Raw genomic sequence first — 17,421 nt, 5'->3', positions numbered from 1 at the left:
CATCCTGTGCAAATTCACTCAAAAATCCATACTGCAAGTTAATAATCGCATTCTCGATTGCCATATAATCAAGTTCTATCAGTTCTCTATTTTCTTCTGTTATTGTTATATATATTTCCACCTCACTCAATATGGCAAATTTCACTACATATTGAACACAGCTTCCTTTCATCTGCTTCATATATTGAAATTTCGTAATAATATTGGGTTTATATGGCTGAATTTCATCTGACAATATTAACTTGGAGTTGTCCAAGTTTGTTGAAACCATACAATTAAGATTACCATAATACAATACAACAGGATTCTCGATCATGATGCTTAAAAATTTGATAATATCACTTGCTGTATTGCTTGATCCATTATTTTTTAAAATAAACGTATTAAAATTATCATGTGTAATTTTAAAATACTTTAAGCGTGCAGTGTCTTTATCGAATACCTGCATCATAACATGTCGGATAATTCCCCAGTAATATAAATCTCCTGGAATTTCTACCAGAGGAATTTCATATTTTTTGCAGTGTTTTTCTAATAAACTCAATCTGCGTCCTGTAGGATCATATTCTTTTCTTTTCTTTACAATGAATCCACTTATATCACTTTTAACTAAATCTTCAAAATGCTGCTCTACTTCTCGATCACTGCATGATAAATATACCTGAAGACTGGTTATGAGTATTTCACCACCCGTCAGGTATCGCTCCATATCTTCAATTTCGATTATTCGAATGCCTTTCACTTCCAAATCTAGACCTTTTTCACCGCAAAGCAGCTTCATTTTCGGAAACTGTTCTGATTCAAGTAATTTTCTTACAGTATATGCCATCGTTACTCCTTATTCATTGCAAAATCAATACAACATAATATCTGTTATGTTGTTTATGGACAGATTACTTTTCGTACGATATAATGTTAAATAGCACCATGTTATCTGTTATGCTGTTCATATTACATAGTTCCTTTCTGATTTTTTTGGTAGCTGTGCCCTATTTAAGTACCGCTCTTGGGAAATTGGCTATAATCTTTATTATTTTTATTGTTTAAAGTTCTCTTTTTGAGGAAATGAATGACTTGCAGAAATAGGGTAGAACAGGTTAATAAAGACACTGTACAACATAACAGATATTATGTTGTACATTCCAATATTTCCTGTTCGACAATCTTATCCAGCTTCTTTTGGAACACTGTTTCTGTAGTTGCTGTATATATTCTCGTTACATTGATGTTGCTATGTCCAAGTAAATCTGCAAGACCTGTAATATCTTTTGTTACTTTATAATAAATCCTTGCAAATAGATGTCGAAAATTATGCGGGAATATTTTTGATTCTGCTACTCCTGCCTTTTCTTTTAATCGTTTCATTTCTCTCCAAATATTACTTCTGTCTTTTAACTTCCCATTTTTCGTGACAAATATCCAACCTTCTGCTATTTGGTTATTATGGCAATAGGAAAGAAGTTTCCTTTGCAATACCTTCGGCAAAAAAATCCTTCTATACTTTCCTTTATTATAAATCTCTATCTTTCCAGATTTTACACGCTCCACTGTAAAATATTTTATTTCGCTGATCCGAATTCCTGTACATGCTATTGTTTCAATACACAATGCAAGCTGTTCTTTTCCTTCTGCCATAGCTGTTACAATCAATTTCCTGCATTCTTTTTCTGTCACTTCTTTCTGATCCTGTAAAAAAGACTGCTTCTGCACTTTTATTCTTTTTACTTTCAGATTTCCTACATTCAAAAATTCCAGGAACTGATTCAATGCGGCAAGCATCGAATTAACACTATTGACAGCATATTTTTGAACAAGCCATTCTTTATATTGCAACAATACTTTTTTATTGATCCGCTTATCATCTGCCAAAAAAAATAAAAACTTTTTTATATCTGCCATATATTTATTGATTGTTGCCTTTGCATTTTCTTTCTGGTATAAATAATCTGCAAATTTTTCTATCTCACTTTCTGATACCTCTATTGAAAAATCCATCTGTTCCATAACCATAGTCCTCCTGAAAATTCATTTTCTTTCATTATAGCTGTTCGCTTTTTCGTATTCCCATACACTACTTTTTCTACTTGTTATGCATCCACGATTTTTCAATATTTATCTCTGATAATATATCGTATTGTTGATTTTAGCGAACAGTAGACGCTTATTTTTATCATCTATTGTGGATATAATTTAACAATACGAGAGGAGAGGTTTTATACTAATGTCGGATAACGAATTATGTTTATAGGAAATTGGAAAAAGAATTATGGATCGTCGAAAAAAGCTGGGACTCACTCAAGAAGCACTTGTAGAAAAGGGGAAGTCACTACCCAGTTTGTTTCTTATGCGGAATCAGGAAAACGGGCAATGAGACCTGAAAATCTGTTAAAAATCTCCTCTGCTTTAGAAGTAAGTGCCGACTATTTGCTCACTGGTGAAATTATAGATAAGGATCTGTTGATTTTCTCAGATAAGCTCCGCAAGCTCACACCATCACAGGTACGCACAGTTGAAGCTATTATAGATGAATGTAACAATCTATTTAATCAAAAATAACTCTTCTCTCACGTCAAAAAAGGAATGAAAGCTACCAAAACAGTAACTTCCATTCCTTTTTCAATTATCTCACACCAAAATCAGCTCCTCTCTCCGGCTTATCTTTTCCCTGTTTTTCTTGAATAATCTTCTTATTGATTACAAGAATTACTGAAAAAGCAAAAGACTTGAAATATCATTCGTCAAAATTTCACTGTTCTGCTTAGTGAACAAAGTTCACAGATTTACCCTTCTCAACGAGATAATGTACAACTATAAAATGTTTTTCTTTAGTCGACTGATATGTAAGAAGAACACTGACTGCAAAATCAGTGTCCTTCTTTCTTCCTTTACATATATTTCATAATAGTAGGCAATAATACATTCATATCTATTGGTTTTGCAACATGATCATTCATGCCACTTGCAAAAGCCATCTTCTTATCTTCTTCAAAAGCATTTGCTGTCATTGCAACAATTGGAATCTGCGATTTGTTACCGTCTTTCAGTTCTCGAATTCTCCTGGATGCTTCATATCCGTTCATAATCGGCATCTGAATATCCATCAGAATCAGACTGTAGTAATTTTGCTTTGCTTTGTTAAGCATATCAATACATGCAACGCCGTTCTCCGCTCTTTCTATCATGATTCCCTCTTCTGTCAAAAGTTCCGTTGCAATTTCTGCGTTCAAGTCATTATCTTCTACCAGAAGAACCCTTTTTCCTTCCAGTTTTTTGATATTCAACTGACCGTCTGCATGTTTCGGATTCCTTTCTTCCTCATTTGCTATTTTTAATGGAAGCGTGATTGTAAAAGTAGAACCTGCTCCCGGTTTGCTCTGAACTGTGATCTTGCCATTCATTAAATCCACCAGTTTCTTCACGATTCCCATGCCAAGTCCGCTACCTTCTATTCCGCTGTCTGACGAAGATCGTTCCTGTGAAAATGATTCAAAAATATGTTTTTGGAATTCTTCTGACATTCCGATTCCGTTGTCTGCTATGATAAGCTCTAATACACTCCAACCTTCTTTTTCGCCGGGATATTGGTTCAATGTACAGCTTATGTTACCGCCTTCACCCGTGTATTTCACAGCATTACTCAAAATGTTAATCGTAATTTCAGATGATCTTGCATCATCCATATACAGGTATGGATATCGAATGTTCTTATTGACTTTCAGTGTTTGATGTTTTTCTTCTATCGGTTTCCTAAACATATCAATACATAAATCAAAGTTTTTAGAAACATCTGTTATTGTTTCATCTAGCGTTGCGTGGTTGTTTTCGATTCGTGCTAATTCAAGAATGTTATCAATCAAATGCAGCATTTTCTTTCCGCACAATAATATTTTTTCAAAGTAATCCTCTAATATAGTTGGCTCCTTTAAATGTCTCTCTCCCAATTCTGCATATCCAATGATTGCATTCATAGGGGTACGAATATCATGAGACATATTAAACAGAAATGTTGATTTTGCTTTATTAGCTGAATCGGCCAGTCTTGCAGCTTCCTGCAACAGTTTTTGCTGTTTCTGCTCATTTTCTTTTTGCTTCTTATATACAGAATATCCACAGGTACATAATATTAACAAAATACACGCTGTAATGCATCCCAGTACAATACTTAACTTATTCGTCTTCTCAACCATTCCATACGCTTTCTGCATATCCATTTCTATGCAGAAAGCACCTATTACTTCATTAGATTCATCTTCCGCTGTCACAGGATAACAGGCTGTAAAAATAGGTCCCCATGTTGTATCAACAATATCCTGAGAATATACTGTTTTTCCAGAAAGTGCTTTTTCTATATAAGGAACCATCTCCTTTTCAATCGGATCTCCTGGATGTCTGACGTCACCAGCCGATGGATCCAGTCCGTCTACAACGTAAATCAATCTACCGTCTTCATTTCTGGTTGCTGTGTAAATATATCTCGTAGAATTCAACGTTCTGATTTCATTCATATATGTCGACATATTCTTGAATAGTTCTGTATTCTCATCAGCTTTACTTTTTATTTCATTAAAATCTTTTCGTCCCAGTCTGTGATTTACCAGCTTATGAACCGCATCTGCACTGGAAATATCTCGTTCAATTTCTGTTTTCAGAGCAGTTTGGGTATATGCTTGTTGTAAAATAAAAGTATATGCAACAACAAACAAAATCACCATTGCCAGAAGGAATACCAATCGTCCCTCAAAAATTTTCCAATGATTTACCGGATTTTGATCTTTTCTTTTTTGTTTTATATAGTTATTTTTCATCATCGTATTTCACATGTCTTTTCCCTAATTTTAGTTTAATACAAAAACGCCTCAACTCTTCACGTATTTTGCAAACATGGGTTACATTTCCAGACTCATCCCTTTTTTTTACAGTAAAAAGCATCCTGTGCCAACTGCCATCACACATACGGTATTCTGTGGGTTTCTGTCATAACAAAACCCTCTCTATGTTTCCTAGCTGCTTTTCCCATGCATCTAGGAAGGCAATTACAGCCAGTTTTCCAGAACATCATTCAGCTTATTCATATCCAGCGGTTTCGCGATATGTCCATTCATGCCTGTATTTTTGGCCAACTGTACATCTTCTGCAAAAGCATTGGCAGTCATGGCAACAATAGGTAGTTTTCCCTTTTCACCCGGAAGGCTCCTGATTGCTGCAGTTGCCTCATAACCATTCATGACAGGCATTTGGATATCCATAAAAACAAGATCATACAATCCTTCCGGAGAAGCTTCCACTTTTTCAACTGCGATTTTTCCATCCTCTGCCGTTTCCACTTCTGCCCCTGTCATCTGCAGAATTTCACCAGCAATTTCTCTGTTCAACTCATTATCCTCAACCAGCAGAATCCTTTTTCCCGTGTAGTCTGATTCTGACAGCTTCTCCAGATAATTTCTCGCTGTATTTTCTTTTCTTCCTGAAGTAAACTGCCGCAGTGTAGCCGTCAGCCGGGAACGGAACAGCGGCTTTGCAATAAAAGCATCTATGCCCGCCGCCTTTGCTTCTTCTTCAATCTCGCTGAATTCATAAGATGTCAGTACAATGATGGTGATTTCTTTACCTATCCGCTTCCGGATCTGTCTGGCTGTTTCTATGCCATCCATATCCGGCATCTTCCAGTCTAAAATAACAGCAAAGTAATCATCTTTCAACTCATGCCGTGCATAACAGCACTCAACGGCTTCCCTGCCAGAGAGAACCCATTCACCCATAATACCGATTTCCTTCAGTGTGGCAACTGTACTTTCACAGCATGTCTTATCATCATCCACTACCAGAACCGGCAGATTCATCAGATTTTTGTCCTGTTCTTTTTCTTGTTCCTGAAGCTCCAGATAAATTGTTACTGTGATTTTAGTTCCCTTATGTAAGGTACTGTCCACTTTAATAGTGCCATTCATCAGGTTCACAATATTTCTGCTGATTGCCATTCCAAGACCGGTTCCCTGAACTCTGGTTGTCCGTTGGTCATCTGCACGGCTGAAAGGATCAAACATGATTTTCTGGAATTCCGGTGACATACCGATTCCATTATCCTCAATCGTAAATTCATAGCATCCAAGTTCTGAAAATCCATTGGGTTTTTCCTCTATCGAAAAAGTAATATTTCCACCATCCGGTGTATACTTGATCGCATTACTCATCAGATTCACAAATACCTGCTGAATCCTCAAGCTGTCACCACAGACAGCCTCATGTTCAATATGATTGATGTGTATATCAAAATTATGTTTATGTTCATCAAGCACCGGTTTCGTAAGTGTAATAAGATTATCTACCAGCTCTGACAGATTGAAATCTTCCTGTGCCAGTGTCATTTTTCCACTTTCAATACGTGCCATATCCAATACTTCATTGATCAGCCCCAGCAGATGGCGGCTTGATTCTGTGATCTTGCTGAGGCATTCAATGACTCTGTCCTGGCTCTCAATATTTGCTCCTGCGATTGCCGTCAGACCCACAATCGCATTCATTGGTGTCCGGATATCATGGGACATATTGGAAAGGAATTCCGTTTTCGCACGATTTGCATTTTCTGCGGACCGGTAAGCTTCTTTCAGTGCCTGACGGGATTCAATCTCTGCTTTCTTTTCCTGTGTCACATCCATGGATGCCAGCAATACCTTTTCCAGCTTTCCATTCTTCCATTCCAAGGGAATATAAGAAGCGATTTTATAAGTCTTTTCATCCAGGCTGCAATACTCAAACTTATAAATATCATTTTCACTTTTCAGTTTTTTCCGAATATTATCCGGGGTTATCAGGATATCTATAGCTTCCAATGGTTCCAGTGTCTTATATTTTTCAAGAACCTGCATCTGAAAATCATGATAAAATCCCAGAGGTTTATATATCATCTGTCCATTCAGATTGTAGAATTCATATCTGTCATTTTCCAGATCACAGACAACAAAGCGGTCAACCAGACGCACAATACTCTGAATCAGCTGCTCCATGGAAGCATTATCCGCTGCCATCTGCAGATGCCGTGCGCTCTCTACCTTTGCCTCTGTGATATCACGCAGAAAGATCATGGCATATTCTGAATCCTCGATCTCGCCACGTATGACCACATTGCGGACCCATCGTTCTTTTCCATTCAGAGTGATACGGCACTCTAAAGCCAATTCGGTTTCCAGACCCTTCAGCCTTTCTGCAATATAACCACGGTCGTAAAAAGAGGATACCGCCTTCTTATCTGTCTCCACAACATAGGAATCCACAAAATGCCGGATCAATTCATCCCACGTATGACTCTGTTCAAAGACGGTCATCAGGGACGGTTCAACTTTAAAGGTATCAAAAGTATTCGTTTCCAGATTCACATAATACTCGCACAAATCTGCTTTCGTAAAAGCCCGGTGGAAAGCAGCAGATTTTTGTGCCTGCATGATTTCTTTTTTCTCCCCATCAATGTTAATAAAAATCCCGGCAATCCTGCTGGCAGAACCATCCAGACGGCGTATTACTTCTGCCGATGCCCGAAACCACTGGTATTGATTATCCTTCATTCTCATACGATACTCTACCTGGTATTTTATCTGGTTCGTCTTATCCTTAATTGCCGCCTGAAGCTGCACCATTACTCTTTCTTTATCCTGTGGATGCAGAAGATCCGACCAGGATTCCAGTTTATTCGGAAAGTCCAGAGTGTCATGATAGCCAAGCATTTTTCGGAATTCATGACTCCAGTTTACATTCACAATCTCACTGTTTTCGTCACAGTCAAAATACCAGAAGCCGGAACAGATAGCCTCATTGAGCAGTGTCAAATTTACATGATCCCAGTTGACCTGTACGGACATAACCCAGATCTGTCTGCCCGCCTCATCTGTCGCATCCTCTTTACAAAGCCGTACATTTTTCACTGTACCGTCTGCTGCAAGGATCTGTGCTTCTCCTGTTCCGTGAAGCTGCAAAAAACGGTCTCGCTCCAGTCTATCTTCCTCGTCATAAAAGAAATTTCTCAATGAGCCTTTTGTCTGTTCCATGAAAGTATCGAATGTATATCCCGTACTATGCAACAGCAGATTATTCACAGACAAAATAGACAGGTTTTGGTCATAAGATCCTGTCATTATACCTACCCCGCCATTATTTTCCAGTGTTTTCTGTACGACCTGTGACATGACCTGTGTCTGCCCCGTTACAGTCTCACCTAAGGAATATATTTTGTCTTCATAATTTTTCATTTTATAAAAATCCTTTCTCCGTCTTATGCCTTCTTCATCTTGCTTTTATCTGTATACAGAAAACCTGTCCCTGCCAGTTTTGTTACCCATTTTTGCATGCAAAAAGGACACTTGCTAAAATCTGCCAGTGTCCCTACTATATTTCTCTAAAATGACACATCTATATAGTATAAAAGGTATCGGAATCTCTTCTGTTCAAACATCTTTTCCATATATTATGATGATATGGAAACAGTGGCAACCGGCTGACATGGTCAAGCTTTCTGACTTTAGTCCCTTCTGGCTTTGCGCTCCTGCCTTTCAACAGGTTTGCCTTTAAAATAATCTCTTTTTTTAGAAATAAAAATACCATAAAAATTTTTACACGTCAATAATGTTGGATAGAAAATCTGTGTATTTTGCGTATGCCAGCCTGCATTGTCATCTTTTAGCCCTCCTGTCAATTGTATTCCACTAATTCATGAACCCTGCTAATCATTATGAACATACCTTAAAATCGTTTTTATAACTTCCTCAATCACAATCGGCTTTGACAAATGTGCATTCATTCCTGCTTCCATACACTTTTCTGCATCTTCCCTAAACGCATTTGCAGTCATAGCAATGATAGGGATTGTTTTTGCATCCTGCCGTTCCAGGGATCTTATTGTTTTTGTGGCAGTAAGCCCATCCATCACCGGCATCATGACATCCATTAAAATAACATCGTATGTTCCTGATTCGCAGGCTTCAAAGTGCTGAACAGCTTCTAACCCATTTTTCACTGTTTCTACTTCAGCCCCATTTTCCATCAGCATAAATTCTGCTATTTCCGCATTCAGCTCATTATCTTCAGCCAATAATATCCGGACACCTGATAGATCTGCATTGAAATCTTCTTTTTCTTCCGGTCGTGCATTCGTATCAATTTTAAATGGAAGTATTACAGTAAAACAGCTTCCTTCACCAAGCTTGCTTTCAACTGTTATGGTTCCGCCCATCTTTTCTACAAGTTGTTTCACAATAGGCATTCCCAGACCTGTCCCATTATAATCAGAACGTGGGGAATTATCTGCCTGTACAAATGGAGTAAACAATTCATTTTTTATAAATTCTTCTGACATTCCAATTCCATTATCTTTTATTTTAAATTCACATGTCATGTGATCTTCTGATCTTTCAATCGTTCTCATACTCATGTAAATAGAACCATTCACCTTATTGTACTTCATACTGTTTGTAAACAGATTCATCAATACTTTTTTCAGATGAACTGCATTGCTCCAAACATATATACCACTGTAATCATCATGTTCTCCCATAACATGAAGTCCTTTTTCTTCTGCCTGAAAAGATAGTGACTCCGTGATTTCCTGACATACCTGATCCAGATTGATGGATTCATCACTAAAAACCACGGTATCCGATTCTAACTTTGCCATATCCAAAACATCATTTACCAATGATAATAGCAGTTTCGAAGACTCATTTATTTTATTCAGGCAATCTTTTGCCCGCTCACCATCATTTCCGCTTTTTTCAAGAATTGTAAGCATGCCCATAATGCCATTGATCGGTGTCCTGATGTCATGAGACATGTTATTTAAAAAGGAAGTCTTAGCCTTATTGGCACTCTGTGCTTCTACAAGTGCATTTTGTAATTCCTGCCGTTTTTCTTCAAGCTCCTGATTCAGCTTCAATGCCTGCTCAGCAGACTTCTTGGATTTTTCTTCCGCACGTTTTGATTTTTTCAAAGAATCAAGAATTATACACAGAACAACAAAAATAGAGATTCCAACTATGAGTGAGACAGCCAGTAAATTGTCCTGAATAAAATCCTTCGCTGTAACTTTTCGTGAAGAAGCATTATACGAAACTACTGCACCTGAAAATTGAGTTGTAGGCATAGATGTCAGTGTTTTATTCAGAATGGACAAAAGAACCGGTTCTCCCTGCTGAATAGCAAATGGAACATCAGCTTCTTTTGTCAGGAAAACACTATGAAGCTTATTATTTTTCAAATAGTCTGAAACAGTACCTGAATTGCTTACAATACAATCCGTCTCCCCTTTCTGCATTGCTTTTACTGCTGCATCTGATGTTTCATATTCCACAACCTTCCATTGCGGATAATTGTATGAAAGATATGCTTTCAATGCAAAATCATCTTTTTCAACGGCAACTGTATTCTCTTTATTTTCATCAAAAGAATCCTTTGCCGTAATTGCTGCCATATTGAGAGTCAACAGCGTATCCGACAAAGCAAATCCATTTGTTTCTGCAAAGTATGGATTCTGGTTTGCATGAAAAATCAGGTCTATTTTTCCATCCTGCAATGCCTGAAACAGTTCACTTCTTGTCTCATATCCATTTAATTCAAATTCCAGAGTCTGACCTTGCAGACAATTTTCTGCAAGATCCACATAATCTGTAATAATACCTGTCAGTTTACCTGTTGATGGATCTACACTGCTGATACCTCCATCCTGATTCAGATACCCTATCCGGATTGCACCATGCTGCCCGATCCACTCACTTTCTTCTTTTGAAAGAAACGAGCTGCTCTGTGCAGAAAGATAACGCCTGTAGAGATCATCTGTGTAAAATGGGTTGTCATCCTTGATTCTGCGCATAGCACTATCCAGTGCTTCTTTGATATCCGGACGTTCTGGATTTATAGCGAAATAGATTTCTGTCTCTCCAATACTTGTAAGCGGTGAAATATCCGATTCTTCCCAACGGGATTCTTCTACCGAAACGAAGCAGTCAATTTCATGTTTCGACAGTTTGTCCATAACTTCTGCGGTATTAGAAACATTGACATGCTGCGTATGCAGACCATACTTTAACTCCCATTCGTTAAGCACATCCTCCGTTATATTATCTTTAAACACACCAATATTTTTTCCCTCAAAAGAATCCAAATTTCCTGCTGTAAGATCCATATTGGATGCATCCGTATAGATGTAATATTTCTCTTCCCCCATAGGCATATCGGAAAAAAGCATTTTTTCAGCACGTTCGTCTGTATAGGAAATACCACCAAGAATGTCAATCTCTCCATTTTCCAACTGTGTAAAGCAGTTTTTCCAATCACTTGTTATGTATTTATATGTCCAACCTGCATAACCTGCAATATCTTGAAGATACTCATAACCATATCCGCTTCTTTCTCCCTTTTCATTGACTACATTATAAGTTTCCTCAAAAGATCCTACCCGGATAACATTGTCAGAGTTTTCTTTGGCAAATATAGGAACGGATAAAACAATAAAACATATAATTGTGCAAAATATAATGTAACAAAATTTGAAATTCATTATATTCTGTACTAATTTGCACTTCTTCATCTTTCTCCCACCCTCCAGGCTACAGTCGCTTGCTTGCTTCCAGATTTTAATTTTACATTCATTAATGTTCAATACCCCCGCAACATTTTTATAAATATCTTTGCGACAGCTTCTGCTGTACTTTTACTATAATTATACTCTACAGCCAACTTGTGTCAATTTACTAACAGAGTAATTACATTATCCTTTTTCTTATTTCGATATATCCAAAAATAATATCACCAATCAAGAGAGATATCCGACAATTCCTATATATCCATCTTTCTTTAAAGAAGACCATAAGGTATGCAGTTTCAGATCAAACATCTGCCTTTTATTTTCCACCTTTGCCATTAACTGCAATGAGATTTCTGTATTCTGTATTGATGTTTGGTCCAGTAACGCTCTGATATGTTGAATATCTTCACTGCTTACTTCGAACAGTTTGAATATATCAAATTTCGGATCATCTCTCTGACACAGTATCTGCCGGTTTCCGTTAATTATAATCAGCCGACCTGAAATTGCATTATACTCAATGGAAATTTTGCCACTGTCCATTTTAAAAAACTCTATCTTTTCCTGCATGAGCTTAATGACATGCTGCGAATAATTTTTACGGGGTAAAGACTTTTCCTTTAGTATTTCGTCAGAGAGCCTCTGTGCTTCATAATACTGTTTATTATCATTCGTTTCATTCGTATACATCTTGGAAAACTGAAGGCTTAGTTCTTTCAGGCACTTAAGAAGAACCGGATTGAACTGCCCGCATTGCCCGTCCAGAATCATCTTGATTGCGGTATCATGCTCAAATGCTTTCTTATAACATCGTTCACTGGTAAGAGCATCATAAACATCCACAATAGACACCACCTGTGCAGAAATTGGTATTTCTTCACCTTTCAGACCATCCGGGTAACCCTTTCCATCCCATCTTTCATGATGCCATCTGCAGATTTCCCATGCGGTATGTACCAGTGGATGATCTTGTAAAAAATGCATATCCCAGATCATGGATGCTCCAATCTCACTATGAGTTTTCATAATTTTAAATTCTTCATCGGTCAGTATTCCGGGTTTATTCAGTATTTCTTCCGGAATGCGTATTTTACCAATATCATGAAGCGAAGAAGCGGTTGTGATTATAGCAATATCGGTCTCCGTCAGATGATAAGCATCCGTTGTTTTTAACAGTTGTCTCAGCATCATTTTCGTCGCAGTACGGATATGTAAAATATGTTCGCTGCTCTCACTGTTGCGTGACCCTAATACATTGCTCAGAATTCTGAGCATAATATCATTGTTTTCTTCTTTTTCATAAACCTGATCAACAACCACATTGATCAGACGCTTTTGGTTCGCATAAAGTTCTAGGGTATTCTGGACTCTTTTCTTTACAATAACAGAATCAAAAGGTCGTGTAATATAATCTGTAATTCCCATTTCATATGCTTTACGCATAACATCAACAGATTCTTCAGCAGAGATCATAATAACTGGAGTTTCATCAATACACTGGCTTCTTTTCATTATTTCCAAGACTTCAAAACCATTCATCTGTGGCATATTGATATCTAAAAGCATCAGATCAATTCCAATATTTTCTCCTATCATCTGGATTACCTGATTTCCATTTTCAGCTTCCAGATAATCATAAGTTTCTCCAAGAAATTCTTTCAATATATCCCTGTTAAACTTTGCATCATCGGCAATCAGTATTTTTTGTCTTTTATTCATATTTTCTATTTCCTTTATTCTTGTGGTCTTTAGAAATCCTATAAATTAAAAAAGGCACTTCCTATCGATAGTTTTTTAATCACTTTCCTTAAGAATGCTAATTATATTTCTTGCATAACTGTTTATTTTTATACATATTAGCATCTGCATCATCCAATAACATCTGCATTGTACACGACATATTATCGGAGGATAATGCCCATCCGCATGCATAGTCGATTGGTATTTGATTTTCATAACTATTTAATCTATCTTTTTCTCTGTACAAACCTTTTAATATTTCCTTAATTTCCGCCTCATTTGTATGATAAATGACTGCTATAAACTCATCTCCGCCATATCTTCCAACAAAATCCTTTTCTGGAATAACACTTCGCAAAAACTTTGAGAAATTCAATATTAACTGATCTCCTGCGGAATGTCCCATTGTATCATTTACAGTTTTTAGATTATTTAAATCAAACATTATGCATGCTGTAGAACCTGTAATTATATCTTTTTTATTAAGAAGCTCATTACAGGCATTTTTATTTGGCAGCCCAGTATGGGCATCTACGAATGCTTTCTGTTCCAGCAATCTGTTTTGCATTGCCATCTGCATTGCCTTTAGAGTCTGCATAATAACCAATATCACCAGAATCAACATATCAAGTGCCGACAAAAGCTCTATAGTACGAATCTTTATAGCGATCCTTTCTGAATAGCTTTCTGCGGCAGAGACAGTTTCATCTGCCATCGTAAAATATATTTCACTCATATTAACAATGTCTGTATTTTCGTATCCCTTGTTTCTTACTGCTTCAATTTCTGTTTTCAATTTATCCCAGTAATCACTCTGGATTTTCAATTTCCCCTGATATTCTTCGTCATTGAGTTTTACCAGATTATAATGTCCATCCTGATATCTCAATCCAAGAAGAATGTCATCCAAATATTTAATTAATTCATCATTTTGGTTTCCTGTAATTTCTAATTTTACTTCGCGCTGTGTAGCTCCACGTACCAGACCTGCATAATTTATTACGCGTGCTGTCCCCTGCAGCCTGCTAATCTGAATCATCATAAAAATAATAAGAACCACTAATATCAATATAAGGAAACTCTGTATAATACCTATTATATTTTTATTTTTCTTGTTTGTCTGCATTTCACCATTTATCCCGAATCTCAAATAATATTCATTTTAATAACTATGCTATTCATTTACTTTCTCCCTATATTAGGGACAAATATCTTTGATAGTATTTTTCATCTTTTCAATATCCAGAGGTTTTGCCAAATTTGTAATATCAATTCCTCTCACGATATCAGCCTTCATATGATCTGCATACGTTACTGCGTTTAATTCAGCTCTTGACCTTGTCAAATCCCTTTGACTGCTATCTGCACGAATGCCTATATTCACCAGAACAACCAAACCGAAAAAGAGCATTGTCATTGCAGACAATGCATCTTTAACTTGGCAACTGGCTACCATTTTACAGACCCTATAGCTTTGCGTCGCAGACTTTCATCTGTTTTGCCGTTTTTCTTATTATAGCTTTTAAACATATGAAAAAAACTGAGTTTATTATACTCTAATGCTCGACTATGTACAAGAAAAACATTACCGTTTTTACGCCTAAAAGCAAAAAAAGAGTTTCCTGTTCATGATTTTTAACCGGAGTTATTCTTTGCTGCTTTTTAATTTCTGCGATTATTCTTTAAATTCCACAGCATGCTTTCTCTTCCAGATCGGAAAAAGATTCCTCTGACAGACATAATTCTCCCGCTCTTTGATCCCGATCGTATGGAAAAATGTCTTCCACATCCCAGTGTATTCATCTTCGTACTCTTCTGTTTTCCGAAGTGCCTCAAACTCTCCGTCCGTCAGATAACGAAGATAATTTTCTCCGTCTTTTAGATGGACACAGACGGTCTTCCGGTTATCGTCAACGATCATCCAGTATTCAGACGGCATACGGTCTGCGAAATGTCTTCCAACCAGCATGATCACATCACTTTTGGGTTCTAGATGGCTGACATACACACGCCCGTCGAGACTTTGAAACCGGGCGAATTCACGGAAATGATGGCTTTCATTTCCGACACTACGGTACAGTTCTATTATCCGCATTACATGTGGATTGGTATAATTTTCGAGTACACCCGCTCCCATGGCAAATCCAACTCGTAAAAAATTATAGATTGTCTGCAGTGCGTCTTCTTCTGCTGAAAGGGATGCGTAATACACATACAGATATGCTCTGGAAGAAATATCTCTGCGGATAGACCGGGTGACTTTTTCTGCTTTGAAGCTGTCCCCATCTACATGGATATATTCGTCCAATAATGTTGTCTGGAAAATCGGTTCTTTTTTCAACTGTATCTGATCATGACCGATTAGCAAAGCATCTGCCCATGCATCATAGATGCATGTCATGATGTCTTCTAACCGGTCCTTGCAAGTATATATCTTCATAAATTTCCTGCTTTCTCATATTGCTATAAGTATTTTCTGCCCTAATGATGTAACTATCCAATTCCGAAATCAGCAAGTGTCATCTGTGAAAATCCTTCATTTGCATGAGCCATTTCCCAGGATTCCTTCCGGTCTACGCTGACCAGCTGTCTTGTGATATAAGTCTCTTCAAGTGGTGTGTGATACATCTGTTTTCCGCCACAGGTGATGAAATAGTGCGCTCTTTTCAGCACAACTCCCATTTTCTTCAGACTTGTGAAATCCATTCTGCCATATCTTCGTGCATTTACAATACGGCTGGCTGATTTCGGTCCGACTCCGGGTACGCGGAGGAGTTCTGCATAGCTTGCCGTTTCTACTTCAACGGGAAATAATTCCAGATGGCGTAATGCCCAATCACACTTCGGATCCAGAAGTTCGTTAAAATTCGGTTTCTCTATGGTTAAAAGTTCATCTGCCTGAAATCCGTAAAACCGGAGCAGCCAGTCTGCCTGATAAAGCCTGTGTTCACGCAAAAGCGGCGGTGGAGTTCCGATCTTAGGCAGAACAGAATCTTCATTCAGCGGGATATATGCCGAATAAAAGACACGTTTCAGATCAAATCCCTGATAAAGCTGCTGCGTGGTTTGTAATAAGGTATAATCGCTTTCACCTGTCGCTCCGATGATCATCTGGGTGCTTTGTCCTGCCGGTGCAAAGCTGCGTTTTAATCTGGACATATCATGTGGTGCAAGTTGATATGCCTGATTCCAGGTGAAGGAAGAATCCAATAGAGCAGGATTTGACTGTGCAGTAATTGAGGATACATCTGCTGCTTTTTGCAGCGCTGCCCTGCTATCCAGTTTCCTTTGGAACTGTTGTTTGGAAGTATCAGAAAAAATTCCGTTATACAGGAACTGATTTCCACGACTTCTTTCCATATATGATGATTTTCCGATTGCCATGCGATGTGCGGCAATGGTATTCTGCACCTTTCCCATCGGACTTAGGATTGTCTGCATAGTCTTGTTCGGTGCCAGCTTACGAAGTCCCTCAGAAGTTGGCAGTTCCAGATTCACGCTGACACGGTCTGCCAGATAACCGGCAGCTGCAAGTAATTCATCCGAAGCCCCCGGAATCGTCTTCACATGAATGTATCCATTAAAATGATATTTGGTGCGGAGAAGTAACAATGTCTCGCATATCTTTTCCATCGTATAGGTTGGATTTTTCAAAATACCGGAACTTAGGAAAAGTCCTTCTATATAATTCCGTTTATAAAATTCGACTGTAAGATTACAGATCTCTTCCGGAGTAAATGTAGCTCTTTTTACATCATTGCTCGCACGGTTAATGCAGTATTTGCAATCGTAGACACAATGATTGGTCATTAAGATCTTAAGTAAAGAAATACATCTTCCGTCTGCCGCAAAGCTGTGACAAATTCCACATGAAACGGCATTACCGAGTTCTCCTTTCTGTCCCCGGCGGCTTGAGCCGCTTGATGTACATGCGACATCATACTTTGCAGCATCAGCAAGAATATGTAATTTTTCCTGTATTGTATAATGCTCATTTGTCATTTCTGTATTCATATTTCTATTATACAAACATACGTTCGCCTATGCAAGTGTTTTTTACAGTTAAAACAGAGGCAATCAAGAATTACTTAAATGAAAAACTAAATTCCGGTTTT

11 protein-coding genes and 2 riboswitches are annotated in these 17,421 nt (G+C 37.7%); of the genes, 1 reads left to right on the top strand and 10 read right to left on the bottom strand.

Annotated features, from left to right (window positions below; translation table 11 throughout):
• Both PGZ10_RS10060 and PGZ10_RS10055 read right to left on the bottom strand, forming a co-directional pair.
• The coding region (locus PGZ10_RS10060; RefSeq protein WP_270541317.1) for a PucR family transcriptional regulator ligand-binding domain-containing protein at positions 1–829 on the bottom strand (829 nt) is incomplete at its 3' end.
• Positions 830–1,128: 299 nt separating this feature from the next.
• Positions 1,129–2,004 carry a tyrosine-type recombinase/integrase gene (locus PGZ10_RS10055; protein WP_270541316.1) on the bottom strand — a complete coding sequence of 292 codons (876 nt, stop codon included), beginning with the start codon at positions 2,002–2,004 and terminating at the stop codon, positions 1,129–1,131.
• Positions 2,005–2,238: 234 nt separating this feature from the next.
• On the opposite strand from PGZ10_RS10055, the gene PGZ10_RS10050 reads away from it, so the two are divergent.
• Positions 2,239–2,556, top strand: coding sequence for a helix-turn-helix domain-containing protein (locus PGZ10_RS10050; RefSeq protein WP_330428640.1), 318 nt, complete (start codon positions 2,239–2,241; stop codon positions 2,554–2,556).
• A 329-nt stretch (positions 2,557–2,885) separates the two neighbouring features.
• Here the strand turns inward: PGZ10_RS10050 and PGZ10_RS10045 are convergent, their stop codons facing one another.
• From PGZ10_RS10045 to PGZ10_RS10010, 8 genes are all read right to left on the bottom strand, one after another.
• Positions 2,886–4,808, bottom strand: a complete 1,923-nt coding sequence (locus PGZ10_RS10045; RefSeq protein WP_270541315.1) for a hybrid sensor histidine kinase/response regulator — start codon at positions 4,806–4,808, stop codon at positions 2,886–2,888.
• 225 nt (positions 4,809–5,033) lie between these two features.
• On the bottom strand, positions 5,034–8,240 hold the full coding sequence (locus tag PGZ10_RS10040) for a hybrid sensor histidine kinase/response regulator (protein ID WP_270541314.1): 3,207 nt from the start codon (positions 8,238–8,240) through the stop codon (positions 5,034–5,036).
• 233 nt (positions 8,241–8,473) lie between these two features.
• Positions 8,474–8,564: riboswitch (cyclic di-GMP riboswitch) on the bottom strand.
• 146 nt (positions 8,565–8,710) lie between these two features.
• Positions 8,711–11,569, bottom strand: a complete 2,859-nt coding sequence (locus PGZ10_RS10035) for an ATP-binding protein (RefSeq protein WP_270541312.1) — start codon at positions 11,567–11,569, stop codon at positions 8,711–8,713.
• Positions 11,570–11,794: 225 nt separating this feature from the next.
• A complete protein-coding gene (locus tag PGZ10_RS10030) occupies positions 11,795–13,285 on the bottom strand; it encodes an HD-GYP domain-containing protein (RefSeq protein ID WP_270541311.1) in 1,491 nt (496 codons plus the stop codon).
• A gap of 97 nt (positions 13,286–13,382) precedes the next feature.
• Complete coding sequence (locus tag PGZ10_RS10025; protein ID WP_270541310.1) at positions 13,383–14,432, bottom strand: GGDEF domain-containing protein; 1,050 nt, start codon at positions 14,430–14,432, stop codon at positions 13,383–13,385.
• Positions 14,433–14,504: 72 nt separating this feature from the next.
• A complete protein-coding gene (locus PGZ10_RS10020; protein ID WP_270541308.1) occupies positions 14,505–14,762 on the bottom strand; it encodes a hypothetical protein in 258 nt (85 codons plus the stop codon).
• Positions 14,744–14,819, bottom strand: a riboswitch (cyclic di-GMP riboswitch). Its footprint overlaps the gene before it by 19 nt.
• Before the next feature lie 162 nt (positions 14,820–14,981).
• A complete protein-coding gene (locus tag PGZ10_RS10015) occupies positions 14,982–15,746 on the bottom strand; it encodes a TIGR03915 family putative DNA repair protein (protein ID WP_270541306.1) in 765 nt (254 codons plus the stop codon).
• Between the two features lie 53 nt (positions 15,747–15,799).
• Positions 15,800–17,320: a putative DNA modification/repair radical SAM protein gene (locus PGZ10_RS10010; protein WP_270541349.1), complete on the bottom strand. Its 1,521-nt coding sequence runs from the start codon at positions 17,318–17,320 to the stop codon at positions 15,800–15,802.
• Positions 17,321–17,421 lie beyond the last annotated feature (101 nt).

Source organism: Coprococcus sp. AF102-57 (assembly GCF_027686195.1).
Lineage (GTDB): Bacteria > Bacillota > Clostridia > Lachnospirales > Lachnospiraceae > Allocoprococcus > Allocoprococcus comes.
Note: the sequence above shows the minus strand (reverse complement) of the source record. Positions and strands in the feature narration are given on the sequence as shown.

What these genes read in the sequence shown, in the direction of transcription:
- PGZ10_RS10030 (WP_270541311.1), bottom strand. Translation starts at nt 13,285, where the DNA reads ATGAATAAAAGACAAAAAATACTGATTGCCGATGATGCAAAGTTTAAC.
- PGZ10_RS10055 (WP_270541316.1), bottom strand. Translation starts at nt 2,004, where the DNA reads ATGGAACAGATGGATTTTTCAATAGAGGTATCAGAAAGTGAGATAGAA.
- PGZ10_RS10010 (WP_270541349.1), bottom strand. Translation starts at nt 17,320, where the DNA reads ATGAATACAGAAATGACAAATGAGCATTATACAATACAGGAAAAATTA.
- PGZ10_RS10050 (WP_330428640.1), top strand. Translation starts at nt 2,239, where the DNA reads ATGTTTATAGGAAATTGGAAAAAGAATTATGGATCGTCGAAAAAAGCT.
- PGZ10_RS10040 (WP_270541314.1), bottom strand. Translation starts at nt 8,240, where the DNA reads ATGAAAAATTATGAAGACAAAATATATTCCTTAGGTGAGACTGTAACG.
- PGZ10_RS10035 (WP_270541312.1), bottom strand. Translation starts at nt 11,569, where the DNA reads ATGAAGAAGTGCAAATTAGTACAGAATATAATGAATTTCAAATTTTGT.
- PGZ10_RS10020 (WP_270541308.1), bottom strand. Translation starts at nt 14,762, where the DNA reads ATGGTAGCCAGTTGCCAAGTTAAAGATGCATTGTCTGCAATGACAATG.
- PGZ10_RS10015 (WP_270541306.1), bottom strand. Translation starts at nt 15,746, where the DNA reads ATGAAGATATATACTTGCAAGGACCGGTTAGAAGACATCATGACATGC.
- PGZ10_RS10025 (WP_270541310.1), bottom strand. Translation starts at nt 14,432, where the DNA reads ATGCAGACAAACAAGAAAAATAAAAATATAATAGGTATTATACAGAGT.
- PGZ10_RS10045 (WP_270541315.1), bottom strand. Translation starts at nt 4,808, where the DNA reads ATGATGAAAAATAACTATATAAAACAAAAAAGAAAAGATCAAAATCCG.